Origin of the sequence: Sphingomonas sp. Leaf37 (assembly GCF_920939475.1) — a bacterium.
In the GTDB taxonomy this organism is placed as follows: Bacteria; Pseudomonadota; Alphaproteobacteria; order Sphingomonadales; family Sphingomonadaceae; genus Sphingomonas.
The window spans coordinates 46,255-71,555 of record NZ_CAKLAX010000006.1 but is presented as its reverse complement, the minus strand read 5'-3'; the positions used below and the strand labels follow the sequence as shown (position 1 = coordinate 71,555).

Here is a 25,301-nt window from a genome sequence, read left to right as displayed (position 1 = left end):
ATGTGGCTCTGGGCTCCTGCGTGCGCAGGAGCACGGCAAATCAGGCCGCTTTCGCGGTCGCATAAGCCCAGTCGAGCCACGGCCCGAGCGCCTCGATATCGGCGGTATCGACGGTCGCACCGCACCAGATGCGCAGGCCGGCGGGCGCATCGCGATAGCCCGCAACGTCATACGCCGCGCCTTCCTTCTCCAGCAGCCCGGCCATCGTCTTGATGAACGCCTCGTCGGCGCCCTCGACGGTCAGGCAGACGCTGGTCTTCGACCGCGATGCCGGATCGGCGGCAAGATGCCCGAGCCAGTCCCGCTCCTCGACGATCCGGTCCAGCGCCGCCGCATTCGCATCCGACCGCGCGATCAGACCACGCTCGCCGAGCGATTTCGCCCATTCCAGCGACGCGATCGCATCCTCCACCGCCAGCATCGACGGCGTGTTGATCGTCTCGCCCTTGAACACGCCCTCGGTCAGCTTGCCCTTCGACACCAGGCGGAACACCTTGGGCAATGGCCATGCCGGCGTATAGCTCTCCAGCCGCTCGACCGCGCGCGGGCCGAGGATCAGGACGCCGTGACCGCCCTCGCCGCCCAGCACCTTCTGCCAGCTGAACGTCGCGACATCGATCTTGGCCCAGTCGATGTCATAGGCGAACACGCCCGACGTCGCGTCGGCGAAGCTCAGCCCCTCGCGGTCCGCCGGGATGAAGTCGGCATTCGGCACACGCACGCCGCTTGTGGTGCCGTTCCAGGTGAACAGCACGTCGGTCGCCCAGTCGATCTGCGTCAGATCGGGGAGCTGCCCGTAATCGGCGCGAATGACGGTGGGATCGATCTTGAGTTGCTTGACCGCATCGGTCACCCAGCCCTCGCCGAAGCTTTCCCACGCCAGCGTCGTGACGGGGCGCGCGCCGAGCATCGTCCACATCGCCATTTCGAACGCGCCGGTGTCGGAGCCGGGAACGATGCCGATACGATGCGTGTCGGGCAGGCCCAGCAGCTCGCGCATCAGGTCGATGCAATAGGCAAGGCGGGTCTTGCCGATCTTGGACCGGTGCGAACGACCGAGCGATTGGGTGGCGAGCTTCGACGCATCCCAGCCCGGAGGCTTGGCGCAAGGGCCGGAGCTGAAGAAGGGCCGTGCCGGTGTCATGGCAGGCTTGGTCGCATCCAACGCGGGTGCGGTAACGGTATCCGTCAAAGTATCTCTCCTCACAGAGAGCACGCGCCGCGTTGGGGCGGCGTGGCCCGTCGACGGCCCTAGAGGCGGTTCGTGCCGCTGGCAAGGCAGGTTTGTCCGTCCCGGACTTGTTTGTGCCCGCGCGTCTGACGCATGATCGCCGCGTGTATCGGTATCTTCGCTTCCCGTGTGTCCTGTCGGCGCTGGCCTTCCTTGCCGCCTGCGGCAGTCGCGAACGCCCTGCGCCGCCGCGCGACACGATCGCCAAGCCGGCGGCGCGCGAGACGGCGCAATGCCTCGCCGACCTTCGCGCGATGAACGTCGCCTACCGCGTGCTGCCGGAGACGGACAACGGCAATGGCTGCGGCCTCTCGGGCACGGTCCAGCTCGTCGAGATCGGCGTGCCTGTCACCGGCCTCGGTGCGGTGCGGTGCGGCGAGGCGCGGGCGTTTTCCGGCTGGATCCGCAACGCGGTCGCGCCGGCGGCATACCAGATCCTCGGCAGCGAACTCGTCAGCGTGCAGAGCATGGGCAGCTACGCTTGCCGCAACGTCATCGGGTCGAAGCGCACCGATCGCCGCTCCGGCCATGCCATCGCCAATGCGATCGATATCGGCGGCGTGACGCTGAAGGACGGGCGGCGCTTGACGGTGCTCAACGACTGGACCTCGCCCGATCCGCAGGTGCAGCGATTCCTCACCACGATCCACGATTCGGCCTGCCGCCGTTTCGGCACCGTCCTGTCGCCGGCGTACAATGCCGCGCACCGCAACCACCTGCATTTGGAAGATGACGGCGCGCGCTTCTGCCGGTGAAGATTTCCTCCGTTGAGCGGGTACGCGCTTTGCTCTAACCCCCTCGGATGACTGATACACGCGTACCCGAGCGGGTCTTTCCCCGCGCCCGACAGGATGCCGCCAGCGCCGAACAGGCGATCTCGACGCCGCAGACCGAGCATCCCGCCTACAAGCTCGCCTTCCAGGACATGGATTTCCTGCTGCGCGAAGACCTGCGGCCGATCCGGTTCCAGCTCGAACTGCTGAAGCCCGAACTGCTGCTCGAGGAGGCGCAGATCGCCTCCACCTTCGTCATGTACGGGTCGGCGCGCATCCCCGAGCCTGCCAAGGCGCAGGCGATGCTCGAACTCGCCACCGACGACGTCTCGCGCGCGATCGCCGAGCGACTGGTCGCCAAGAGCCGCTATTACGATGTCGCGCGCGAGCTGGCGCAGATCGCCAGCCGCGTGCCGCGCGATCAGGCCGGGATGCGCCAGTTCGTCGTCTGTTCGGGCGGCGGCCCATCGATCATGGAAGCCGCCAACCGCGGCGCGACCGACGTGGGGGCGGAATCGATCGGCCTCAACATCGTGCTGCCGCATGAGCAGGCGCCCAACCCCTATGTGACACCGTCGCTGAGTTTCCAGTTCCACTATTTCGCGCTGCGCAAGATGCACTTCCTGCTGCGCGCCCGTGCGCTGGCGGCGTTCCCCGGCGGGTTCGGGACGTTCGACGAGCTGTTCGAGCTGCTGACGCTGATCCAGACCGGCAAGATCAAGCCGATCCCGGTGCTGCTGTTCGGACGCGAATTCTGGGAAAAGGTGGTGAATTTCCAAGCCCTCGTCGACGAAGGCGTGGTGAGCGCGCGCGATCTGGGGATCTTCACCTATGTCGAAAGCGCCGAGGAGGCGTGGGACGTGGTGCGCAACTTCTACGATGAACAGGCGAAGAAGGATGGCTGAACCTTTGCCGTCGCCGCCCCTCGTCCCCGGGATACGTTCCGGGTGATTGACGGATTCAGGGCTATCGACCGGCACTCGCCCGATCGATAGCCCTGGGCGTTACTTGCCCGCCTTCGCCCCTTCGATCGCGGCGTTCGGATCGACAGATGGCGCGCCCGACGCCGGCGTGCCGGTATTGCCGAGGTTGTTCGCCGCATCGGTGTTGGTTACCGAATCCTTGCCCTCCGGCGCCTTCGCATCGGCAGGAGCAGCGGCACCCGCGGCAGGAGCGGCCGGCAGCGGCAGGTTCGATCCCTGCGCGTTCAGATAGACGATGACGTTGGCACGATCCTGCGCATTGCCGAGACCGGCGAAGGTCATCTTGGTGCCGGGTGCGAATTTGCGCGGGCTCGTCAGCCACGCGTTCATCTTGTCGAAGTCCCAGTTGCCGCCCACGCCCTTCAGCGCGTCGGAGAAGGCGAAGCCGCCCTTGCCCTGGCCGATGCCCTCGCCCATCGTCGCGTACAGGTTCGGGCCGATGCCGTTCGCACCACCCTGCGTCACGGTGTGGCAGGCAGCGCACTTCTTGAACACTTCGGCGCCCTTGCCGGGGTCGGCGGCCGGCAGCAGCGTGGCGATCGGCACCTCGGCCGCGCCGCCTTCGCCGCCCTCGGCCTCGACGCCCTCGATCGCATAGCCCATCTTTTCCGGCCGCTCGCTGTGGAAGGCCATGCCGCCGACGATCGACAGACCGAGCGCGAGCCCGCAGGCTGCCAGCGTCCACCCGGCGATCGTGTTGGTGCGGTTATCCATCTGCCTGACGCTGCCCCTGTTCTCTTCTTGCGCAGCGAACCCATAGGAAACGGCGGATACATCCGCAAGCGCGCGCTTGCTGGTGGCGCACAGGCACTCTACCGCCGCGGTCGCCATGGAAACCTATGCCGCCCCCGCCCGTCCGATCGTCGCCGCGATGACTGCCGCCGCCGCCGCCGACCCAGGTCGCGCCGTCGCCTTTCAGGGCGCGCCGGGCGCCAACAGCCATGTCGCGGCACTGGAGGCCTTTCCCGACGGCCTGCCGCTGCCGTGCTTCGCGTTCGAGGATGCGATCGACGCCGTGCGCGACGGCCGGGCGGATTGTGCGGTCATCCCGATCGAGAATTCACTGCACGGCCGCGTCGCCGACATCCATTTCCTGCTGCCGGAATCCGGGCTGGTCATCACCGGCGAACATTTCCTGTCGATTCGCCACGCGCTGATGGGCACCGGCACGCGCGACGACGTTCGCGAGGCGATGAGCCACCCGCAGGCGATCGGCCAATGCCGCCATTGGCTGAAGGCGCACGGTATCCGGCAGGCGTCCTATCCCGATACGGCGGGCGCGGCAGCCTATGTGGCGGAGCTCGGCGATCCGGCGGTCGCGGCGCTCGCCCCGCCCGGTGCGGCGACGATCTACGGCCTCAACCTGCTTGGCGTCGACATCGCGGATGCCGATCACAACACCACGCGGTTCGTCGTGCTGGCGCGCGGCGGCAAGCCGGCGGTAGGCGCCGACGGGCAAGACGGGGGCCCATGGATGACGACGCTGATCTTCGAGGTGAAGAACATTCCCGCCGCGCTCTACAAGGCGATGGGCGGCTTCGCGACGAACGGCGTCAACATGACGAAGCTGGAAAGCTATCAGCGCGGCGGGCAGTTCGTCGCGACGGAGTTCTTCGCCGATATCGAGGGCAAGCCCGGCGACGCCGCGGTCGATCGCGCGCTGGAGGAGCTGGGCTTCCATTCGAAATGGGTGCGCGTACTGGGCACGTACCGCCGCGCGCGCGAACGGGGCTGACCCCGCCGAGTCAGGGCGTCAGTCGCCCCTCGACGATGTCGTAGTGGATGCGCACCCAGGCACCGATCTGCGGCTTGCCGTTGATGCGCGGCGGCCGGATCTTGAACTGCCACGCCGCCTCGCGGATCGCGCGAGCCAGCCCCAGCCCGGGACGCGAATCGCCGATCTGAACGCAATCCTCGACCCGGTAATTGGGCGCGGTGCGACAGGCGATCTCTGCCCATGACCCCGCAGGCACGATGTTGCGCGGCATATACGGATTGAGCTGGGACGCCGCCGGCCGGACGTACCATTCGGCGGCGTAGAGGCGCTGCCCGCCTGGCCCGATACCCGCCGCCGCCGTGGTTTCGCCGTCGTCGCCGTCGCCCTGCCCCTCCGCCGCCGCCGCCATCTGCCTGCCCGCGCTGCCGCCCGACTTGCGCGACGGGATCTTGCCGACGTCGGAGGCGGCGAAATCGTTCTTGCTGAGCACAAGATAGCCGGGAAACGGCGTGTCGACCGGTGGCGGCACCGGCCTGTCCTCCGCCGGCGGCTTCGGTGCAGCGGGGGGATCCGGCGCGGTGCGGCGGCTCGCCTGTGCTGCGCGGGCGGGCGCCTTGGCGCTCCTGGTCGCGGTGGAATTGTTGTCGCCGACGGGCAGCATGTTGACCGTCAGCGACCGACCCGGCTCCCGGTCGGGATCGAACACCGGCGCGAGTTGCCACAGCAGCCATGCGATCAGGACATGCGCGGCGACGGTGAGCGCCAGCGACACTGCCCGGCGACGGTCCGACGATGGCTGATAGGACCGCATGGAACGCCGCGCCTAGCGTGGCCGGATGTCCGCCGCAACCGCTTCGAATCGCGCACGGTGGATGCCTGACCAGTGTCCGCTCCCTGCCACGTCCGCGCCATCTTCGAACGCCATCGACGCTCTGATGGATGACACCCCGCCACGCTCGTCAGCCCTCATGCGGGTGGCGATCTACGATCTCGACCGGACGATCACCCGGTTGCCGACCTGGACCCCGTTTCTGCTGCACGCCGTCGTCCGCCACGCGCCGTGGCGGCTGGCGTTGCTGCCCGCCGTGCTGGCGGCGGCGGCATTGCGGGGGGTCGGGCTGCTGCATCGCGACCAGCTGAAGCAGGTGATGCACCGCGCCGCGCTCGGCACGCTGTCACCGGATCGCGCGGCAGCGATCGCGGCGCGCTGGATGGCGCGATTCGGACCGGCGCAGATTCGCGCCTCGGCCCGCCGACAGATGGCGGCGGATCGCGCGGCGGGATATCGCATCGTGATCGCCACCGCGGCCTATGGTTTCTACGCCGAGGCGATCGCGCGCGATGTCGGCGCCGATGCGCTGATCGCGACGCGCACCGCGGTCGATGCGCGCGGGCACCTGCTGCCACGGATCGAGGGCGGCAATTGCTATGGCGAGGGCAAGCTGGCGATGATCGAGGCGTGGTTCGCGGCGCAGGGACTGGACCGCGCCACCACGACCGTCCGCTTCTATTCCGACCATGTCTCCGACGTGCCGACCTTCGATTGGTCGGACGAGCCCGTGGTGGTCAATCCGCATGCCCCGCTGAGACGCGTCACCGCACAGCGTGGCTGGCCTCAGGTCGACTGGGACGCCTGACCCGGCGGTTCCGCCACGATCCTGCGGACGAGGTCGAGGTCGTCGGGCTTGTCGACATCGACCGCAGCCAGCCCATGCCGTGCCGCGACGGCCGCCGCCCGTACGCCTGCGATCGCTCCAAGCTGTGCCAACGCGGCATTCAGCGTCAGCCGGCCGCCCAGATAGCGTAGCAGCGTGCGCACGCCCAGACGCCGGACGATCCGCCACGGCCGCTTGCGGTCCGCCTCGACCGACATCCACAGTCCAATCGCAGCGTCGGCGGCCGGCGTGCGCAACAGGAACAGGTTGCAGCCCGACCAGCCGCCGTCGGCAAAGCGCAGATAGGTACGCCGGGTCGGCGGCGCGTCGCGTTCGACGACATCGCGGTGCGCCAGCAGCGCGGCGACGTCCGCGTCGGGCGGTGCATCGGTCAGGAACTCGCACACCCATGCGGCACGCAACAGCGCGTGATCTGCCGTGGTGACCAGCAGCGGCGCGCCCAGCGTCCGCAAGCCCGACCGAGTGCTGGTGCTGGGGCCGGCAGCGGCATCGAGCGGTTCGGCACCCAGCCGGATTGCCTCGGCACGCACCGCAGGAGCGTTCGCCGACACGGCGATCCGGTCGGCACCCGCCGCCCGCAGCGCCGCGACGACCCGCGCCAGCATCGTCTCGCCTTCGATCACGATCAGGGCCTTGTCCGCCACTCCGGCATATGATGCGACCGCATCCGCGCCGCCGCGCGATCCCGCCAGTATCAGTGCGTTGAAGGTCATGCCTGACGCGCGTGCCATACCCGCCACATCACGCCCGGCGCCGCCAGAATCGGATGGCGTTCGCGCCACGGCGTCAGCGGCAGGTCGATGCCGGTGTGACGCTGCAACTTCCACAGGCCGTAACGGGCGGCACCATCGAACGTGAAGGCCGCCTTGATCAGCCGTGCGACGTTGAGCCATTTGCCGAGCCGCTGGCGCAACCACCAGGCCGCAAGCGTCTGGCGGCTGTCCCGCTCGGTCACCAGCGGGCGATAGGCGTCGCCGCGGCGTTCGTACCCGATCCCTGCGCCCTGCCACGCCAGCGGCAACAGGGTATCGAACCGGTCGGGATCGAAGGCGAGAATCTGCTGCTCTCGCCCCGGCGCCTCGACGCGCAGTTCGGCGGAATAGGTCTGGCGGAACAGCGCGGTCCAGAAATCGCCGGGGCGGCCGCTTTGCGGACCCAGCACCGCGGCAAAACGCGCCGCCGTCGCCGCGGCATGCGCAACCGCGCGAACCACCCGCGCACCGGTCACCGGATCGGCGCTCCACACCAGCCCGGCCGGCTGCGCAAACCGCGTCCAGACCGTCGTGTCGATCGTTCGCCCCCCGGCGGCGCGGCAGAATGTATCGAGCGGCATCGTCGCCACCTTGGCCCGGATCATACGACCACCGACCGGAAGCTCGTGGAAGCTGACGTCGGGCCAGAGCGCCCGCGTCGCCAGGGCCCGCATGCCGAAGCCCCGCGGCGGCGGCGTCAGGACATAGAAATCGAGGACACCATCCAGATCGCCGGTCCGCAGTACCGATCCGTAGAACAGCACCGCCACGCCATTGAGTCGCCGTACCAGATCGCGCGCCGCAGCCGAAACCAGCGGGGCGACCGCGACATCCAGTTCATCTGCGACGAACGACAACAAGGTGTGTCCCGCCGCCCGATCCACACCTGAACTCACGGGGCGGCGAACCGAATTGGCTCTCCCGCCCGGATCGTCAGATCGCCACCGGCATAATGTTCGCCGTCGAGAATGAACCCCTCGTCCGACCGGACATGGACGATACCCGGATCGCTTCGAGTGAAATCGTCCGATGTTGCTGCACCGCCGTCGGTTCCGGTCAGGATCGGCTTCAGCATGCGCAGCAGATGCTTCGGCGGGGCCTCGACAGTCAGCATCTTGAGGCCTGCGCGCTGGCGACCGAACGGTTTCAGTCCGACCGGCATCCGCTCCAGCGTCGATGCGAGCATCAGGTACAATCGGCGCGTCGCCGGCGCCTGATCGTCAACCTGCATGTGCATCGTCGTCCCCCGGCGCCAGGGGTTGCCGGGGCCGCCGAACAGCGTCTGGGCGATGCTCCAGCCGAGCGACAGCGCCACCGCGATACCGTTGAACGCGCCGGCACGGTGCGTGCTCTGCGCCAGTTCGGTCGCACGCACGAAGCCGCCCATGCCCAGCAGGAATCCGCGTGCATCGGGCAGGTCGCTGCCGTTGCGCAGCACCTCGACCGGGGAACGCTGGACGAACCGCCCGGCCTGTGCCGCGGCGATCGCATCGCGTACCGTCCACACGTCCGGAATGCCGAGGTCGAGTGCCAGCGCGTTGGTCTTGCCCGACGGGATGATCGCCATCGGCGGCAACCGGTCGAACACCCGTGCCGCCGCGGTCATCACGTCGCGCAACGTTCCGTCACCGCCATTGACGACCAGCAGGCCGATCTGGCGCGCGGCATAATCGCGCAGCGTGTCCTCCAGCGCGTCGAACGTCTCCGGCGCAGCGTAGAGCACGTCCGGCCAGTGATCCAGCCGCACCCCGGTCTTCTGATTGCGGTGGCTGCGAGCGTTGGCGATCACGCCTACCAGAGACGATGCCGGCGCCAGCGCAGCCGGCAATGCGACCCGCGGCAGGCGACCGTCAGCATGCGCGCCGGTCTGGCGAAACAGGACTTCGCCCGCCGCACCGAGCAGGGTCTGTCCGGCGGAGGGCCGCCCATCTATCCGTGTGGCCACAACCGCCCTCCGTCACAAGTCCTTCACCGAACTGTCACAGGCGAGAATATGGGCAGGATTACGGCCCCAGCAAGAAAATTGACGCATTTTAGTATGATTTCGCCGAAATGCGCGCTTCGCCCAAGTTCAGGCGGCCCCGGCAGACCGCGTGAGCAATGCGCGCGTGGCGACCCCGAGCATGATCGCGACGATCAACGCGTTGGCCAGCACGGCGACACCGATGCCGATGACGCCCAGCGACGGGCTGAGCCAGAAGCTGACGCCGAATAGTACGACGATCCCGACCAATCGGGCGATGAACGTCGCGCCGATCCGGTTGGCGGCGAGCAGCAAGGGCTCGAACCCGACGGTGACCAGATCGACGCATCCGGCGGCGGCCAGCCACAACAGGATCGGATAGGCGCGGCCGAATTCCTTGCCCCCCATCAACGTCAGCACCGGATGTCCGAACAGCACGACGATCAGGAAGGCGAATGCCGCGACGACCGAAGCCATCAGGAACGATCGCATGATCATCTGCCGCACCCGTGCCAGCCCGCCGGCGGCGACGGCACGAACGATCTCCGGAAAGGCCGCGCGGGCCAGCAATTGCGACACCTTGGTCAGCGCCTGCGCCAGTTGCAGCGCCAGCCGGAACGCGCCCGCCGACGCGGTGCCGACGGTGCCGCCGACCAGCAGCAGCGGGATCTGCTTGCTCGACAGACCGAGCGAAGAGCTGGCGTTGGTGGCGAGCGAGAAGCGGACGATACCCGGATGATCGACCACCACGTCGCGCACGCCGATGCCGCGGGCGAACAGCAGCTTGAGGTCACCGGTACGGGCGAGCGCCGCCCAGTATGCGGCGGCGGTCAGCACCTCGGCAAGGCCCCAGGCGATCAGGAAACCGGTGACGCTGGGCAGGAACACCGCCGCCCCGACCGCGCCCACCAGCCGCATCACCGGGGTGACGCTGTCCGCCGCCGCCGCGAACGAGAACCGGTCGCGCAGGCGCAGAATGCCCAGCGGAGTCGACCGGATCGACAGCAGTTGTGCCAGGGTGAACAGCATGGTCGCACGCGCGTGGACGGGCCGGACCCCCAGCGCCTCGCCCCACGTCCGGATGATGATCGCCGCCAGGATCACGCCGACCACCGCGCTCGCCAGATCGAGCAATCCGCACGCCTTGAACAGCCGCGCCAGCCGCAAGGCATCGCTGTCCTTCTGGCCGGGATCGCGATCGGCAGCGCCCAGATGCTGCGTGCCGTAGCGGACGATGATCTGCCACGTCTGGAACCCGACCACGGTGGCGAGCGCCTGTGACGCACCGGTGATCAGCGCGAACCGGCCGAAGCCGTTGACCCCCAGCGTTCGCGTGACGATCGCGAGATAGACGAGGCTCAGTACGGCGAGCACGCCGCGGCTGGCGAGCATCCAGCCCAGGTTCCGCGCGATGGCGCGCATCGGACCGCCCTGGAACAGGCCGGTCTTCGTGGCGTCGGGACTCATGCCAGCCAGCTGACGATCCTCTGCCCCCGCCTGGCGACGGCCATCGCCTGGAACAGGCGAATCAGGTGGACGAGGAGCGACAGCATCGTCCACATCGCCACCGCGACGATGCCCCAGTCGGGGCGACCGACCAGCAGCAAGGCGAACAGCAGCACCATGTTCGGGTTGCGGCGCGCGGTGATCAGGCGGAACCGGCTGTCGAACCGCTCCCACACGTGGATGTGCATTGCGAACCGCGCGATGAAAGCGCCCTCGATCAAGCGCTGCGCGACATAGCCGAACAGCATCGCGGCGATCACTGCGACGAAGATGTCGTGATCGAGCGGCCTGCCATAGGCGGCACATCCCGTCGCCCATGCCCACCACCAGAACGGCGGGTGGATCAGGTCAACGCCATGATCCCAGGCATTGCCGAGCGCGGACGAGGTGATCGTGCACCGCGCCAGCTTTCCGTCGACGGTGTCGAGGACCATGAACAGCAGCCCGACCGCCAGCCCGCTCCAGAACCAGCCGTACCAGAACGCCACGGTCGCGACGATGCACAGCACCGAACCCAGCGCCGTGACCTGATTGGGTGAGATGCCGGCCCGCGCGCACAGCCGCGTGATCCACAACGCCCATTCCGGCCACAGATATTTGGTCAGCAGATCGGTGACGCCCTTATACGCGCCGGTGTAGCTGGCGCGTTCGATCGCCGGCACGCTGGCAGGTTCCAGCCGCTCCGCAAACGGACGCTCCCGCTTTCGCAGCGCCTCGTTGAAGATGCCGTCCTCCGCCTCTGCCGGGATCACCGTCAGCGTGCCCGGCTCCAGCGGCCCGTTCGCCTCCATCGCCGCAGCGACGCGTGCGCGATCGGCGGCGTCGAGGATGTGCGCAAGTACGGGCACGCCGCCCCGCGTCACTACCGTGCCCGGTCGCGCGACGAGGTACGGCACCCACGCAGGGTCGAACGCGAACGCGAGATTGACGAGCAGCGCCCCCGCCGCATCGGCATCGCCCGCCAGCGGCAATTTGCGCGCCGCTGCCAGCCGCCGCAGCCGTTCCGCTACGGTCATCCCCCAGATCGGCGTCGGATTGTCTCCGATCGCGATCACGATCGGGCGCGGGGCGGGAACGGGCACGGTCATGTCCGGCCCGATAGCGTCGCCGATGCGATCGGGATAGTCGCCAGCGTTCAACTGGTCGCGAGCAGCCGCAGGATCGCCGCCGCCGCCCGGTCCGGTGCCACGCCGTCGCTGGCGCCCAGCGACGCCGCCGCGAACGCCTCCTGCGCCGCAACGAAGCCGGAATGCCGCGCCGTCGCGCGATCCAGCGCCGGCATCATGGCGTCGATCGTGGTCACCACCTCACCGGCCGCCCACATCGCATAGCTCGGATCCCCCTGCCACGCGACGGCGGCGGGATCGAGGAACACACACGGTCGCGGCCGCATCAGGAATTCGACGACCTGGCTCGACGTATCGCCCAGATACAGGTCCGCCGCCGCGGTGTAGCTGCCGTCGACCATCGCGAAACTGTCGAGATCGACGTGCACGTCGTTCCGACCTGCCAGTCCGGCCGCGAATGCGCGGACGTCCGGCGCCTTTTCGACCAGCCGCTGGTGAGGAGCGAAGATCAGATTGTAGCGGCCCGTCGCCGTCACACGTCGCACCGCCTCCTCGCCCCACGCCCACCACGAGGAACGATGCCGTTGCCAGTGCGGTGCGTAGAGGACGACCGGTCGATCCGCGGCAAAGGCGAGCGCAGCATGCGTCCGCTGGCGGAACCCCGACTTGACGTAACCGACGACCGCGATCCGTGCCGGATCGACGCCATGCGCGGCCAGCGCATCGCGTTCACGTTCGGCCGCGACGATGGTCAGCACCGCCGCCCTGCGTCGCCGATCGTCACGGTTCATCATCGATCCCGCGCCATGCAGGATGTTTACGAACCGGCTGCGCAGCGGCAGTAGCGTGGGAATCCACAGGCTGGTCTGTTCCGCCGACACCACCACTCGCGTGCCCATCAACCGCGGCGCGAGCCGTGCCAGCAGCGGTAGTTTTGCAGGCAAGGGCGGGTTGCGACCGGCGGGCCATGCATCGAGATCGCGGAACCCCGGTGCCCGGCGCAGCCGCACGTTGGGACGATCCCCCAGCCAGCCGCCGATCAGATCGCGATGCATCGACGTCGCCACCCATACGTCGACGGGCCGCTGTGGCGCCGCCTGCGTCAGCGCATCCAGCACCGGGTAGAGATGGGGGATCAGCAAGGTCTCGCCCAGAAACAGGAAGGCGACGTCCGCCGTCATCCGGCCCGCCCCTGCCCTGTCCAGGCAGCGATATCCTCCGGCTGGTCGATCTCCTGCCACGCGCCCTCGCCCGCGACCACCGCCCGTACCGGCGCATAGCTCGCGAGTTCGGCGATCACGGCATGATGGAAGGCGTTGAGCCCGCCCGGTCGCGCAATGACGCTTTCCAGCGCACGGACATAGGAGTTGCCGCCGTTCGACACGATCACCCCGAGCGAGCGATGCGTCGCGACATCGAGCGGCAACTCTTTCGCGACCGAACAGATCTGGCCGTTGGCGACGGTCACCAGCATGTCGTCGACCGCCGCGACATGCAGCGGCTCGACCAGCAGCCCGACGCCATCGCCCGGGACCGCCACTGCCGCGGCGATCAGGTCGGCCGCGAACACGGTATCGCCGTTCATCAGGCAGAACGGATCGCCCAGCAGGTCGCGCGCCATCCAGACGCTGCCGATACTGCTCGCCACCGACCAGAAGGGGTTGAAGATCAGCCGCACCGGCACCGGCGGGCGGGCAACGGCCAGATGCGCCCCGATCTGGCGATAGCGATAGCCGCCGACGATTACCGCCCGCTCGATCCCCGCGGCGTGCAGCGCGTCGAGCTGGTGGTCGAGGATGCTGCGTCCGCCGACCTCAACGAGGCATTTGGGGATTTCGCGCGTCAGCGGCAGCAAGCGCGAGCCGATGCCCGCGCTGAGGATTACAGCTTGCATGATCCCGCTTTTAACCGCGTCGTCGCGGTTAGCCCAGCGGATCGCAACCGGTCCGGCGCGGGATCACCACCACGTCGCCGCAGCGGGGCACGAAATCTATCATCCGCTCCAGCGATGCACCCGCGTAGCGGGCGCGGATCGCCGCGATCGATCCGCCATGCGCAACCACCAGCGTCGTGCCGTCCATCGGCAGGCGATCCCAGGCGGCCCATGCCCGCTGCGCCAGTTCCTGCCCCGTCTCGCCGTTGCCCGGTCGGAAGCCTGATGGATCGGTCATCATCCGATCCATCAGGTCGCCGGTTTCGCGCCAGATCGCCTGCCATCGCCGCCCTTCCCAGTTGGCGAAATCGCGTTCGAGCCAGCCCGGATCGGCTTGTGCCGATACGCCGGCCTGCGCCGCGATCGCCAGTGCGAGACGACGCGTCCGAATGGCGCCGGAATGTACAATCGCGTCGACCGTGCCGGCGGGAAACCGGCCAGCGAGACTGCGGCCGATCGCCATCCCCTCGCGGCTCAAGCCCATATCCGAACGCCCGTAACATCGCCCCGCCCACGCCTTCGCCACCGGCGGATGGCGGATCAGCAGCACGGTCGCGCTCACGCCGTGCCGGCCGCCAGCAACACCGCCAGCTGCCCCATATATGCGGCAAAGCCCAGGCAATCGCCGGTGCTGCCGCCGATGCGACCGCGCAGGAATCGCGTCAGCCACCACAGGAACAGCAGCCCGGCTCCCACACCGATCGCCAGCGCCGCCGGCTGCAACAGAAGCAGCGGCAACACGCCCGGTATGCTTAAAGCCAGCGCCGCCGCCGTCCTCAACCACGGTACGCCGCGGCCCAGCCGCGCCGAAATTCCGCCGGCGTCCAACGGTGGCGGCAGGATGGTGGCAAGCAGGACCGCCCATAACCGCCCGAACGTCGCCGCGCCGACGATCGCCGCCACCGCGATGTCCGCGGGCAGCGCGACGATCGCCGCCAGCCGCAATCCCACGGCCAGCCCGAGGCCGAGGGTGCCGTAGCTGCCGATCCGGCTGTCGTGCATGATGCGCAGCGCCATCTCGCCGCGGGCGGTGCCGCCGAACGCGTCGCAGAAATCGGCGACCGCATCCTCGTGGAACGCGCCCGTCAGCAGCGCCTCGACCGCCAGCGCCAGCAATGCGGCGACGATCGGCGGCCAGATCGTACTCGCCGACACGAACACCGCCGCGGTGCCCGCGCCGATCAGCGTGCCCACCAGCGGCAACCACGCCATCGCCCGCGCCAGCCCGTCGTCGGCTTGCGCCTTCGTCAGCCGTGACAATAGCGGCACCGGCACGCGCGTCAGGAATTGCACCGCCAGCAGCGGCGGCGCCCAGCCCGGCGCGCGCATCAGTCGGCCCGCTCCGCTCCGATCGCGTCGAGCCGCGCAACGTCGCGCAGCAAGGCCGCGGCGGAGTCGAGCAACGGCAACGCCACCAGCGCACCGCTCCCCTCGCCGAGCCGCATGCCCCAGTCGAGCAGCGGCTCCAGCCCCAGCCTTTGCAGCGCGGCGGCATGACCGGGTTCGGCAGACCGGTGGCCGGCGATCATCGCCCGCGCCGTACCGGGAGCGAGCCGTTCGGCGATCAGCGCAGCGGCGGTGGCGACATAGCCGTCCAGCAGCAGCGTCACGCCGCGCGCGGCGCCGCGCGCGAAGAATCCCGCCATCGCAGCGATCTCATACCCGGCGACCGCAGCGATTGCGGCCGCCGGATCCTCCACCAGCAGCGCCCGCGCGCGGTTCGCGGCGTCCGCCACGATCCGCGTCTTGTGCGACAGCATCGCATCGTCAGCACCCGCCCCGCGACCAACCGCATCCGCGGCGGAGGCATCGGTCAGCAGCATGGTCAATGCCGCGGCTGGGGTGGTATTGCCGATCCCCATCTCGCCGGCGATCAGCACAGCCGCACCCTCGTCCACCGCACGATCGGCCTCGTCCGTACCGATCGCCCAGGCGGCGGCGAACCGTTCCGCGTCCATCGCAGGGCTATGCGCGAGGCTGGCCGTGCCGGCCGCGATCCGCGCATTCCGATAGAAGGGTGGCGGGTCGACCGGGCGATCGGCGGCTACGCCGACATCGACCAGCCGCAACGGGCAGTCGTGCACCCCGGCCAGTGCGTTGCTGGTCGCACGGCCAGCAAGGATCGTCCCGACCATCATGCCGGTAACCGCCGAAGGCCAGGCCGACACACCGTCCGCTACACAGCCATGGTCCCCCGCGAACAGCACGATCCGCCGCGGACGCGTGCGCGGGTCGACCCGCTGCTGCGTCATCGCCAATCGCACGGCGATCGCCTCCAGCCGGCCAAGGCTGCGGTGCGGCTTGGCGAGCGCGTCGAGATGCGCCCAGATACTGGCTTCGTCGATCATCCCGCCTCCCTTGAGAATCGTATCATCGCGTCGAGATCGAGCACCTGCTCCAGAATCCTGGCGATGCCATCGAGCGCGGCGTCGATGACATCGCCGCGCTCCACTCCGTCGGATGTGGTGCCGAGTCGGGCCAGCAGATGGCCGCGCGCTTCGGCCCGGTCGAACAGGCCGTGGACGTAGCAGCCTGCGATCCGCCCGCCGGCCGCCGTGGTCCCGTCAGTACGGCCGTCTGCAAAGCGCAGCAGGGGCGGGACGTCCGCATCCACCGTCGTGATGCCGGCATGGATTTCATAGCCGCGGAAAGGGGTGTCCACACCGACGAAGCCGCCGTCGACCTGCCGCGTCTGCTTCGCGGCACCGATCACCGTATCGATCGGCAACAGGCCCAGCCCGGCGACACTGCCGGCGCTGCCCTCGATCCCGTCGGGGTCGGCGATCGTCCGGCCGAGCATCTGATAACCGCCGCAGATACCCAGCACGCGCCCATCGCGCCGGACATGCGCGGCGAGATCCACGTCCCAGCCCTGCGCCCGAAAGAACGCCAGATCGGAAATCGTCGCCTTGGTGCCCGGCAGCACGATCAGAGCCGCATCGCCGGGTAACGGCTGCCCCGGCGGGATCATCGCCAGCCGTACGGCGGGTTCATGCGCCAGCGCGTCGAAATCGTCGAAATTCGCGATCCGCGACAACATCGGCACTGCGATCAGCGGCCCCTCGCCCGCCCCGGTATCGCGACCGAGCGCCACCGCATCCTCGGCCGGCAGGCGGGCTGCGTCGGCGAGCCAGGGCACCACGCCGATGTTCTGCCAGCCGGTGCGCGCGACGATCGCAGACAGGCCGTCGTCGAACAGCGACAGGTCGCCACGGAACTTGTTGACGATGAAGCCGCGGATCATCGCCGCGTCTGCCGGATCGATCACCGCCTGCGTGCCGACCAGCGCCGCGATCACGCCGCCGCGGTCGATGTCGCCGACCAGCACCACCGGTACGTTCGCTGCGCGCGCGAAGCCCATGTTAGCGATGTCGTTACCGCGCAGGTTGATCTCCGCCGGCGACCCCGCCCCCTCGACCACGACGATATCGGCCTGCGCAGACAAACGATGATAGGCATCCAGCACCTCGCCCAGCAGCGCGGGCTTGCGCCGCCAGTAATCGCCCGCCCGCATCGTACCGCGCGCCTTACCCGCGACGACCAGCTGGGACGTACGGTCGCTCTGCGGCTTCAGCAGCACCGGGTTCATGTCGACGGTCGGATCGACCCGCGCTGCGATCGCCTGCAACGCCTGCGCCCGACCGATCTCGCCGCCATCGGCAGTCACCGCCGCGTTGTTCGACATGTTCTGCGGCTTGAACGGCCGGACGGTCAGCCCGCGATTGGCAAAGGCGCGACACAGGCCCGCGACCAGCACGGACTTGCCGACGTCCGATCCCGTCCCCTGCAGCATCACGGCAGGCATGCGAGGCCCCCGACCAGCAGCCAGAGCAACAGACACGCGCGACGATACACACGCAGCGCCTCGCCCAAGTCACCCGCATCGGGTGCGCGCCCCTCGCCAAGCCATGCCCGCGGCGACGGTTCGCCGTCATAGCGCACCGGACCGCCAAGCCGGCAGACGAGCGCGCCCGCCATCGCCGCTTCGGGCCAGCCGCCATTGGGCGAGGCATGATGGCGCGCGTCGCGCAACATCACCCGCCACCCGCCACCCCCCGCAAGGCACACCAGCATGCCGGACAGGCGCGCGGGCAACCAGTTGACGACATCGTCCGCTCGCGCCGAAGCCCAGCCGAACCAGCGCAGCTCCGGCGTGCGGTGCCCGACCATCGAATCTGCGGTGTTGATCGCCTTCGCTGCGAACAGGCCAGGCAGTCCGGCGACGACGAACCAGAAGGCCGGCGCGACGACGCCGTCGCAGAAGCTCTCGGCCAGGCTCTCGATCGCGGCGGTGGCGATGCCCGCCTCATCCAGCCTCGCGGTGTCGCGGCCGACGATCATCGCCACGGCCTGCCGTGCGGCGGGCAGGTTGCGGTTCGCGAGCGGGCCGAGCACGGCGGCAACGTGATCGTACAAGCTGCGCTGCGCGAGGCCGGTGGTGCCGATCGCGACGACGGCGATCAGGCCCCAGCCCGATCCCGCAAGCCCTTCGATACTACGACCCGACAGAACCGAAAGCGCGACCAGCAGCACTAGCAGGCCGATCCCACCCGCACGACGTAGCGACCTGCTCCCCCGGTTCCACGACCGCTCCACCCGGCCAATCAGCGCACCCACTGCCATCACGGGATGCGGCCAGCGGCGCGGATAGCCCAGCGCCGCCTCCGCGATCAGCATGGGCAGCAGGAGCGCGGCATGGTTCACCGTGCGATCGGCAGAATGAATCGCTGCCCGGCGGGGGTGGTGCCGATCTCGACCTCGACGCCATAGGCTTCGGCGATCAGCGGCGCGGTCAGCACCGCGTCGGCGGGACCGGCGGCGATGACGCGACCATGGCGCAGCAGCACCGCATCGTCCGCAACCCGCGCCGCCAGATGCAGGTCGTGCAGCACCAGCACCACGCCGCCGCCCGCCGCCGCCACGCCGCGCAACCGCGCGAGCACATCGAGCTGGTGCGCGGGATCGAGGCTGGCGAGCGGCTCGTCGGCGAGCAGCCAGTCCGGCTCCCCCGCCAGCACCCGCGCCAGCAGCGCCCGGCCGCGTTCACCGCCCGACAATCGCTCCACGCCGCGATCCGCCAGTGCGGTCATGTCCGTTGCCGCCAGCGCGCGCGCCACCGCTGCGCGGTCGGCATCCGTCTCGCCCCAGCGCCCGCGATGCGGAAACCGGCCGAGCCCGACCAGCGTCGCGACATCGACATCCCAATGCACGTCGGCCGCCTGCGGCAGCAGCCCGATCGCCCGTGCCCGCTCGCGCCGGTCGATCGTCTGCACGTCGCGCCCGTCCAGCGTCGCACGGCCGCTGTCCGGCTGCCGCAACGCCGCGAGACAGGCGAGCAACGTGCTCTTGCCGGCACCGTTCGCACCGAGCAGCGCCGTCACCCGTCCGCGCCGGAAGGCGAAGCTGACGTCGTCGAGTATGCGATTGCCGCCCAGCGACAGGCCGATCGCTTCGGCAGCGAGCACGCTCATGCGAGCCTCCGGCGCATGCGGAATAACAAATACATGAAGAACGGCCCGCCCAGCATCGACATCGCTATTCCGAGTCGCAGTTCGCTGACCGTTGGCGCGAGCCGCACGAGGCTATCCGCCAGCGTCAGCAACAGCGCGCCGCCGAGTGCGGAGGGCAGCAGGATAGCGGAAGGCCGGTTGCCCGCCAGCGGCCGGACGAGGTGCGGCACCATCAGCCCGACGAAGCCGATCACCCCCGCCGACGCCACCGATGCGCCGACGGTCAGCGCGATGCCGGCGATGACGACATATTGCAGCCGCCCCGGATCGACGCCCATCGACCGCGCCGCCTGTTCGCCCAGCGTCAGCGCATCCAGCGCACGTGCCGTCGTCGCCAGCAGGGCCGCACCTATCACGATCAGCGGCAGCGCGACCTTGACGTCGTCCCAGCTACGGTCGGTCAGCGCGCCGAGCAGCCACGTCACGATCTGCGACGAGACGAACGGCGTCGGCGCAAGACTGATCGCCAGGCTGGTGAGCGATCCGGTGATGCTCGTCAGGATCATCCCCGCCAGCGTGAACAGGATCAGGCTGCCCGATCGTCCGGCAATCACCGCCAGCAACGCCATCGTCCCCGCCGAGCCGAGCAGCGCGAAACCAGGCAGCAGCCACAGCTGCGCGGCATAGCCGAAATACAGCGCCAGCACGGCGCCCAGCGCCGCGCCGGACGACACGCCGAACAGCCCGGGATCGGCGAGCGGATTACGCAGATACCCCTGCATCACCGCCCCCGACAGCCCCAGCGCCGCCCCCACCAGCAACGCCAGCACGGTGCGTGGCAAACGCAATTCGACCATGATGATCGATCGCGGATCGGCCGCCGTCCACGCATCCAGCGGCACCCACACCTTGCCCGACGCTACCGACAGCGCGGCGACGATGACCACGCCGACCAGCAGTAGAAGGTTGAGCCGGCTCATACGCCATAGCCTTTGCGGATGGCACGCAGCCGCGTCATCGCCGCGATGATCGTCGGCCCGCCGCAATTCATCAGCCGCGTAGGATAGGGCGCGATCGCGATCCGCTGGCCCAGCCGCTTCACCGCCGGATGCGCGGTCACGCGATCCTCCCCCACCTCGGCCGCGCCCATCGACAGCAGCACGCGCGGCGGCCTGGCGATCAGATATTCCAACGGCAGCACATCCCATTTCTTCAGGCCATAGACCGCGCTCATGTTGCGGAAACCGGCGCGGCGCAGCAGGTCGTCGGACAGCGTTCCCGCCCCCGGCACCAGCCCGCCTGATTGCCAGATCAACGCCGGCACCGTCGCACCCGCCACCGGCCGCGCCGCCACCGCGATACGCCGGGCGAGCGCCTCGCCCCGCGCCGAATGACCGGCGACCCGCGCGATGTCGCGCACCTGCGCCTCGCTCTCCTCGACCGAATCCGGCACCGGATATTGCACGATCGCGATGCCCATCCGCTTGAGCGCGGCGAGCGTCGCGGGTTCGACGTGCGGCCCGGTGATGACCATGTCGGGGGCGAGCGCCACCACCTCTTCCGCCGTCCCCGACGTCGCGCGGAACCGCCGCGCCAGCGCCAGCGGGATCGACGTCGCGCGCGGGTCCTGCGAATAATGGCTGATCCCGGCGATCTGCGCGCGGTCGGCAACCTGCATCAGCACCGCATCGATACACGGGTTGATCGACACGATCCGTGGCATCCGCGGCAGCGGTGCCGCCGACACGAGCGGCAACAGCGCAATCGCCAATGCAAGTCGTCGGATCAATATTCGACCCCCTTCTGCGCCTTGAACCCGGCCTTGTAGGGATGCTTCACCTCGGTGAAGTCGGTGATCAGGTCGGCGATCTCCAGCAATTCCGGCTTGGCGTTGCGGCCGGTGATGCAGATATGCTTGGTCAGCGGCCGCTCCTTCAGGAACGTGACGATCTCGGCGATGGGCAGCGTATCGTCGCGCAGTACGATGTTGAGTTCGTCGAGGATGACGAAATCCACGTCCGGATCGAGGATCATCGCCTTCGATCGCTCCCACGCAGCCTGCGCCGCGGCGATGTCGAGCGCGCGGTCCTGCGTGTCCCAGGTGAAACCTTCGCCCATCACCTCGAACGTCGCCAGTTCGGGATGCACGTCGAAGAAGTTGCGCTCCCCCGTCTCCCACTTGCCCTTGACGTATTGCAGGATCGCGACCTTCAGGCCCCAGCCGATGCTCCTGATCGCCATTCCGAACGCGGAGGACGACTTGCCCTTGCCGTTGCCGGTGTGGACGATCAGCAGCCCGCGCTCGAGCGTGCGGCGGGCTTGCATCTTCTCGCGCGCCGCGGCGACGCGCGCCATGCGGGCGTTGTGACGGGCATGATCTTCGGTCATCGACGAAACTCCTCGAGGGCGGCGGCCAGTCGGGTCAGTCCCGCCGCACCGCGCGGCAGAGCGATCCGCAACCGGTCGTCGCGATCGGCAAACGGCCGGGTCAGGATGGCATGGCGCGCGAGCAGATCAAACAGATCGATGGCGCTTTCGCAGGCGATCAGGCGGAACAACGGCGCGCTGCCGACGATGCCCAGACCGGCACCATCGAGCAGGCGGTCGAGCAACGCACCCGTCTCGTCGATGCGTGCTTGCTGCGCCCGCCGCCACGCCGCGTCATGATAGGCCGTGGTGCCGATGGCGACCGCCGCCGACGACACGGGCCAGTCGCCCAGCATCGCCCGCAATCGACCGCCAAGGTTCCCGCCGGTGACGACGAACCCCAGCCGCACCCCGGGCAGGCCATAGAATTTGCCGAACGATCGCAGCACGATCAGCCGGTCGTTCGCCCGATCGCAGAGGCCACCGGCGGGATCGGCATAGGCTTCGTCCACGACGATCGTCAGCCGCGCAGCGAGCGCCAACAGGGTGTCGCGACCGACGACCCGGCCATCCGGATTGGCGGGATTGGCCAGCACCAGCAGATCGTGATCCGTCACGACGTCCGGCGTCACGACGGGGGTAGCGTCCGGCCACGCGGCACGGTGGCCCGCATAACCGGGCTGCACCACCGCGGGCCGCTCCACCGCCAGCAGCGGGGCAAGCAGCCGCATCGCCATATCCGTTCCTGGCACTGCGACCACCTGCGCCGGGTCGGCGACCCCGAACGCCTGCGCCGCCGCCGCTTCCAGTGCGGCGATCCCCCCCGGTTCGGGCAGGCGATCGAAGTGCAGCGGCACGTCCCCGACCGGCCACGCCCAGGGCGCGATGCCGGTGGACAGGTCGAGCCAGTCGTCGCCGCCGAACAGCACGCGCGCCTCCGCCACCCGCCCGCCATGCGCGCAGAAGGTGGCAAGGGCGCTGGCGTCGATCATCAATAGGTCAGCCGCACGCCGCCGAACGCACCGCGGCCGGGCTGACCATATTGATAGATCGTCTGGTAACGCGCATCGAACGCGTTCTCGATCCGGCCATAGACCTCGATGTTCCGGGTGACCGGGAATGCGGCGCGGACGTCGGTGACGACATAGCCGTCCAGCCGGCGCGCGTTCGACGCATTGTCGAAACTGTCGCCGATCGCGGTGATCGTCGCCCCCGTGGTCAGCCCGAACGGCCAGCGATAATCGGCGTTCACCGTCACGCTGCTGTCTGGCCGCCGCGCCAGATCGCGGCCGAAGTTCGCGGTGCCGGTCGACCGGTTCTTCGCATCGAGATAGGTGTAGCTAGCTGCGAAGGTCAGCGCCTCGACCGGGCGCAACGTCAGCGTCGCCTCGACCCCTTGCGCCCGCGTGCGCGCGATGTTGCCGTAGGTGCCGTTCGGCCTACCCGCGCAGATGCCGGTCAATGGCGCGGTGCACGACACGAACGTGATGAGGTCGGTCGACGTCCGCCGAAAATAGGTCGCGCCCACTTCCACCGCGCCATCCAGCGCCCGCTGCGTCACACCCGCGTCCCAGCCCTTCGACCGTTCGGGATCGAGCCGCGCATTGCCGTATTCGCTCTGCAACTGGTACAGCGTCGGTGCCTTGAACCCTTCCGAATAGCTGGCCCGGAATGCCGTCGCGCCGCCGTTGGGCGAATAGACGCCGCTACCCGAGAAGGTCGTCTCGCCGCCGAAGATATTGTGGTCATCGTGGCGCACGCCGCCGGTCGCGGTCAGTCCGGCGATCGGCGTCACCGCCAACTGGCCATAGACGCTGAAGATGCGCGCGCGACCACGGGTCACCGGCCCCCCGAAGCTCGACGTCGAGAAGCGCGACACCTCCCGCTCCGCCCCGAAGGTCGCGAACACCGCCGAATCGAGGTCTACCGTCCCCTGATATTCCAGCCGGTCGTTGCGACCGATGCCGCGGAACGTCTCGGTCGGGATACCCTCGGGATCGATGTTGCGGCGATCGGTGTCGGTGTGCGCATAGCCGAAGCGATTGCGGAAACGGCCGTCGAACAACGCGGCATTCAGGCCGGCATAGCCGACCCATTGTTCGTTATCGCCATATTCGCGGGTGTCGCCGAACGTGAAGCGCGGCGCGGGGAAGCCGTCAATATCGGTCCGCCCGTTGCTGTAGAAACCACGCAGGTCGATCGACACATTCTGCATCAGGTCGATACCGAGGCTGCCGTTGGCGGCATAGTTGCGGAACCCGTCACGCTCCTTGCCGAGGGCGTAGGTCGAGACGCCGTCGCTGGTGAAATAGCCGCCGCCCAGGCTGGCGGACACCGGCCCGGCCTTGCCCGATACGTTGGCGAACGCCTGACCGGTGTCGTGCCAGCCGCCTTCGGCGCGAGCGTTGACGCTGAGCTGCTCGGTCGGCGGGCGGGTGATCAGGTTGACGACGCCGCCGATCGCCTGGCTGCCCCACAACACCGATTGCGCGCCGCGCAGCACCTCGATCCGGCTGATGTTTCCGACCAGCAGATTGCCGAAGTTGAAGCCGCCACCGGGCGAGGACGGATCGTTCAGCTTGATGCCGTCGATCAGCGCGACCGTCTGGTCGCTGTCCGCGCCACGGATGTTGACCGATGTGGCGGTGCCCGCGCCGCCGTTGCGCACCACGGTGACGCCGGGCGTCTGGCGCAGCAGGTCGGACACAACCACCGCCTGACGCGTGCGGATCGTCTCTTCGTCCAAGACGGTAACAGACTGGCCGACGGTGGAAGCAGGCCGCGCCGCGCGATTAGCGGTGACGACGATGGACTCGTCCGCCTCGGCGGCCTGCGCCAGCCCGCCCGTGGACTGGGCGCTCCTGGCGGTCGGAATGGTCTGGGCGAATGACGGGGTTGCGGCGGCGATGCACGGCAACAGGATCAGACAGGCATAATTCTTCACGGTGAGTCCCCTTCGTTCAACAACGGGGACACGCGCCACGGCTCGCCGGAACCGATGATCCGTCGCGCACGACCCCAACACCGTCGTCACGCGAGGAAACCCTCGATCGCCCGGAACACCCCGTCCGCACGAAGGACAACCGCGACAGGCAGGTCTCCTGGCTTCCGGGTCGTCGCCTTGCCCGGCCTTCCCGGATCGGATGATCCAGTGGCACACGATGGAGCAGGGCTCGCCGGTCACAGTTGCGGGGACAGCCCCGGATGACGAGCGGATCGCTCGCTTCCGGGTTCCCTTTTCATTCCATCTCTGGAAACCTGTCGCGACCGCGCCCCTAGAGGCGAGCCGGGTGGAAGGCAAGACGATGGTGGCGACGACATTCTTTCTGGGGGGCGCGCGATCGGGCAAGAGCCGGCTGGCGCAAGCGGCCGCGGAAGCATATGCAGGCCCGCTCGCCTACCTCGCCACGGCCGAGGCCTTCGACGACGAGATGACCGATCGCATCGCGCGGCATCGGGCCGATCGGGATGCGCGCTGGACCACGATCGAATGCCCGCTCGCGCTGCCGGAAGCGATCGGCGCGGGACGGCAGGGTGCGATGCTGGTGGATTGCCTGACCCTGTGGCTGTCCAACGTGATGCTGGGCAACCACGACGTCGCGGCGCGATCCGCCGATCTGCTTGCCGCGATCGATGCCGCGCGAGTGCCCTTGTTCTTGGTCAGCAACGAAGTGGGGCTGGGCATCGTCCCCGAACACCCGCTTGGCCGGGCGTTTCGCGACGAGGCTGGGCGACTGAATCAGGCGGTGGCGGCGCGGGTGGATCGGACGGTGTTTGTCGTCGCGGGCATGATCCTGCCATTGCAGTCGTTCGATCCGGGCAGCTGATCGGCGACGGCGATGTTTCCCCTCGCCGCGCCGTAGCGTCACCGCTAGGATCGCAC

General features: G+C 68.9%; 26 protein-coding genes and 1 riboswitch. Of the genes, 5 read left to right on the top strand and 21 right to left on the bottom strand.

The window, feature by feature from the left end:
• Positions 1–40 precede the first annotated feature (40 nt).
• Entirely contained in the window at positions 41–1,192 is a 1,152-nt protein-coding gene (locus LRA87_RS17495) for a phosphoserine transaminase (protein ID WP_230782117.1), read from the bottom strand.
• A 143-nt stretch (positions 1,193–1,335) separates the two neighbouring features.
• Here LRA87_RS17495 and LRA87_RS17490 point away from each other — a divergent pair, with 143 nt between their 5' ends.
• A complete protein-coding gene (locus tag LRA87_RS17490; RefSeq protein ID WP_443024905.1) occupies positions 1,336–1,986 on the top strand; it encodes an extensin-like domain-containing protein in 651 nt (216 codons plus the stop codon).
• A 47-nt stretch (positions 1,987–2,033) separates the two neighbouring features.
• A complete protein-coding gene (locus LRA87_RS17485) occupies positions 2,034–2,909 on the top strand; it encodes a TIGR00730 family Rossman fold protein (RefSeq protein WP_230782115.1) in 876 nt (291 codons plus the stop codon).
• A 99-nt stretch (positions 2,910–3,008) separates the two neighbouring features.
• Here LRA87_RS17485 and LRA87_RS17480 read toward each other — a convergent pair whose 3' ends face one another.
• A complete protein-coding gene (locus LRA87_RS17480) occupies positions 3,009–3,701 on the bottom strand; it encodes a c-type cytochrome (protein ID WP_230782113.1) in 693 nt (230 codons plus the stop codon).
• Positions 3,702–3,816: 115 nt separating this feature from the next.
• On the opposite strand from LRA87_RS17480, the gene LRA87_RS17475 reads away from it, so the two are divergent.
• Positions 3,817–4,722 carry a prephenate dehydratase gene (locus LRA87_RS17475; protein ID WP_230782111.1) on the top strand — a complete coding sequence of 302 codons (906 nt, stop codon included), beginning with the start codon at positions 3,817–3,819 and terminating at the stop codon, positions 4,720–4,722.
• A 10-nt stretch (positions 4,723–4,732) separates the two neighbouring features.
• Here the strand turns inward: LRA87_RS17475 and LRA87_RS17470 are convergent, their stop codons facing one another.
• Positions 4,733–5,515: a hypothetical protein gene (locus LRA87_RS17470; protein ID WP_230782109.1), complete on the bottom strand. Its 783-nt coding sequence runs from the start codon at positions 5,513–5,515 to the stop codon at positions 4,733–4,735.
• Positions 5,516–5,639: 124 nt separating this feature from the next.
• Between LRA87_RS17470 and LRA87_RS17465 the strand changes: the two genes are divergently transcribed.
• Positions 5,640–6,341, top strand: a complete 702-nt coding sequence (locus tag LRA87_RS17465; protein ID WP_230782107.1) for an HAD family hydrolase — start codon at positions 5,640–5,642, stop codon at positions 6,339–6,341.
• On the opposite strand, the gene LRA87_RS17460 is transcribed toward LRA87_RS17465, so the two are convergent.
• The 18 genes from LRA87_RS17460 to LRA87_RS17375 form a co-directional block, all read right to left on the bottom strand.
• Positions 6,320–7,093: an NTP transferase domain-containing protein gene (locus tag LRA87_RS17460; RefSeq protein WP_230782105.1), complete on the bottom strand. Its 774-nt coding sequence runs from the start codon at positions 7,091–7,093 to the stop codon at positions 6,320–6,322. The two genes, LRA87_RS17465 and LRA87_RS17460, sit on opposite strands and share 22 nt — an antisense overlap.
• Complete coding sequence (locus tag LRA87_RS17455; RefSeq protein WP_230782103.1) at positions 7,090–7,989, bottom strand: hypothetical protein; 900 nt, start codon at positions 7,987–7,989, stop codon at positions 7,090–7,092. The genes LRA87_RS17460 and LRA87_RS17455 overlap by 4 nt, the downstream gene beginning before the upstream one ends.
• A 35-nt stretch (positions 7,990–8,024) precedes the next feature.
• Positions 8,025–9,077, bottom strand: coding sequence for a diacylglycerol/lipid kinase family protein (locus LRA87_RS17450; protein WP_230782101.1), 1,053 nt, complete (start codon positions 9,075–9,077; stop codon positions 8,025–8,027).
• 126 nt (positions 9,078–9,203) lie between these two features.
• Positions 9,204–10,562: a lipopolysaccharide biosynthesis protein gene (locus LRA87_RS17445; protein ID WP_230782099.1), complete on the bottom strand. Its 1,359-nt coding sequence runs from the start codon at positions 10,560–10,562 to the stop codon at positions 9,204–9,206.
• The gene (locus LRA87_RS17440; protein WP_230782097.1) at positions 10,559–11,689 is read right to left on the bottom strand and encodes a CDP-alcohol phosphatidyltransferase family protein; all 1,131 of its coding nucleotides are present in this window, start codon (positions 11,687–11,689) and stop codon (positions 10,559–10,561) included. The genes LRA87_RS17445 and LRA87_RS17440 overlap by 4 nt, the downstream gene beginning before the upstream one ends.
• 47 nt (positions 11,690–11,736) lie before the next feature.
• Entirely contained in the window at positions 11,737–12,849 is a 1,113-nt protein-coding gene (locus tag LRA87_RS17435; RefSeq protein ID WP_230782094.1) for a CDP-glycerol glycerophosphotransferase family protein, read from the bottom strand.
• Positions 12,846–13,562, bottom strand: a complete 717-nt coding sequence (locus LRA87_RS17430) for a phosphocholine cytidylyltransferase family protein (RefSeq protein ID WP_230782090.1) — start codon at positions 13,560–13,562, stop codon at positions 12,846–12,848. The genes LRA87_RS17435 and LRA87_RS17430 overlap by 4 nt, the downstream gene beginning before the upstream one ends.
• Positions 13,563–13,590: 28 nt before the next feature.
• Positions 13,591–14,163: a histidine phosphatase family protein gene (locus LRA87_RS17425; RefSeq protein ID WP_230782088.1), complete on the bottom strand. Its 573-nt coding sequence runs from the start codon at positions 14,161–14,163 to the stop codon at positions 13,591–13,593.
• On the bottom strand, positions 14,160–14,930 hold the full coding sequence (locus LRA87_RS17420) for an adenosylcobinamide-GDP ribazoletransferase (protein WP_230782086.1): 771 nt from the start codon (positions 14,928–14,930) through the stop codon (positions 14,160–14,162). Before LRA87_RS17420 ends, LRA87_RS17425 begins: the two co-directional genes overlap by 4 nt.
• Positions 14,930–15,949: a nicotinate-nucleotide--dimethylbenzimidazole phosphoribosyltransferase gene (cobT, locus tag LRA87_RS17415; RefSeq protein WP_230782083.1), complete on the bottom strand. Its 1,020-nt coding sequence runs from the start codon at positions 15,947–15,949 to the stop codon at positions 14,930–14,932. Before cobT ends, LRA87_RS17420 begins: the two co-directional genes overlap by 1 nt.
• Positions 15,946–17,406, bottom strand: a complete 1,461-nt coding sequence (locus tag LRA87_RS17410; protein WP_230782081.1) for a cobyric acid synthase — start codon at positions 17,404–17,406, stop codon at positions 15,946–15,948. Before LRA87_RS17410 ends, cobT begins: the two co-directional genes overlap by 4 nt.
• On the bottom strand, positions 17,394–18,305 hold the full coding sequence (cbiB, locus tag LRA87_RS17405) for an adenosylcobinamide-phosphate synthase CbiB (RefSeq protein ID WP_230782079.1): 912 nt from the start codon (positions 18,303–18,305) through the stop codon (positions 17,394–17,396). Before cbiB ends, LRA87_RS17410 begins: the two co-directional genes overlap by 13 nt.
• Positions 18,302–19,072, bottom strand: coding sequence for an ABC transporter ATP-binding protein (locus LRA87_RS17400; RefSeq protein WP_230782069.1), 771 nt, complete (start codon positions 19,070–19,072; stop codon positions 18,302–18,304). Before LRA87_RS17400 ends, cbiB begins: the two co-directional genes overlap by 4 nt.
• Entirely contained in the window at positions 19,069–20,031 is a 963-nt protein-coding gene (locus LRA87_RS17395; protein WP_230782067.1) for a FecCD family ABC transporter permease, read from the bottom strand. The genes LRA87_RS17400 and LRA87_RS17395 overlap by 4 nt, the downstream gene beginning before the upstream one ends.
• Positions 20,028–20,840: an ABC transporter substrate-binding protein gene (locus tag LRA87_RS17390; RefSeq protein WP_230782065.1), complete on the bottom strand. Its 813-nt coding sequence runs from the start codon at positions 20,838–20,840 to the stop codon at positions 20,028–20,030. The genes LRA87_RS17395 and LRA87_RS17390 overlap by 4 nt, the downstream gene beginning before the upstream one ends.
• The gene (gene cobO / locus LRA87_RS17385; protein WP_230782062.1) at positions 20,837–21,439 is read right to left on the bottom strand and encodes a cob(I)yrinic acid a,c-diamide adenosyltransferase; all 603 of its coding nucleotides are present in this window, start codon (positions 21,437–21,439) and stop codon (positions 20,837–20,839) included. The genes LRA87_RS17390 and cobO overlap by 4 nt, the downstream gene beginning before the upstream one ends.
• Positions 21,436–22,410 (bottom strand): aminotransferase class I/II-fold pyridoxal phosphate-dependent enzyme, encoded by a 975-nt coding sequence (locus LRA87_RS17380; RefSeq protein ID WP_230782061.1) that lies wholly within the window; start codon positions 22,408–22,410, stop codon positions 21,436–21,438. Before LRA87_RS17380 ends, cobO begins: the two co-directional genes overlap by 4 nt.
• On the bottom strand, positions 22,410–24,362 hold the full coding sequence (locus LRA87_RS17375; protein WP_230782058.1) for a TonB-dependent receptor plug domain-containing protein: 1,953 nt from the start codon (positions 24,360–24,362) through the stop codon (positions 22,410–22,412). Before LRA87_RS17375 ends, LRA87_RS17380 begins: the two co-directional genes overlap by 1 nt.
• A 130-nt stretch (positions 24,363–24,492) precedes the next feature.
• Positions 24,493–24,695: riboswitch (cobalamin riboswitch) on the bottom strand.
• Between the two features lie 28 nt (positions 24,696–24,723).
• Here LRA87_RS17375 and cobU point away from each other — a divergent pair.
• Entirely contained in the window at positions 24,724–25,245 is a 522-nt protein-coding gene (gene cobU / locus LRA87_RS17370) for a bifunctional adenosylcobinamide kinase/adenosylcobinamide-phosphate guanylyltransferase (RefSeq protein ID WP_230782239.1), read from the top strand.
• The last annotated feature ends 56 nt before the right edge of the window (positions 25,246–25,301 follow it).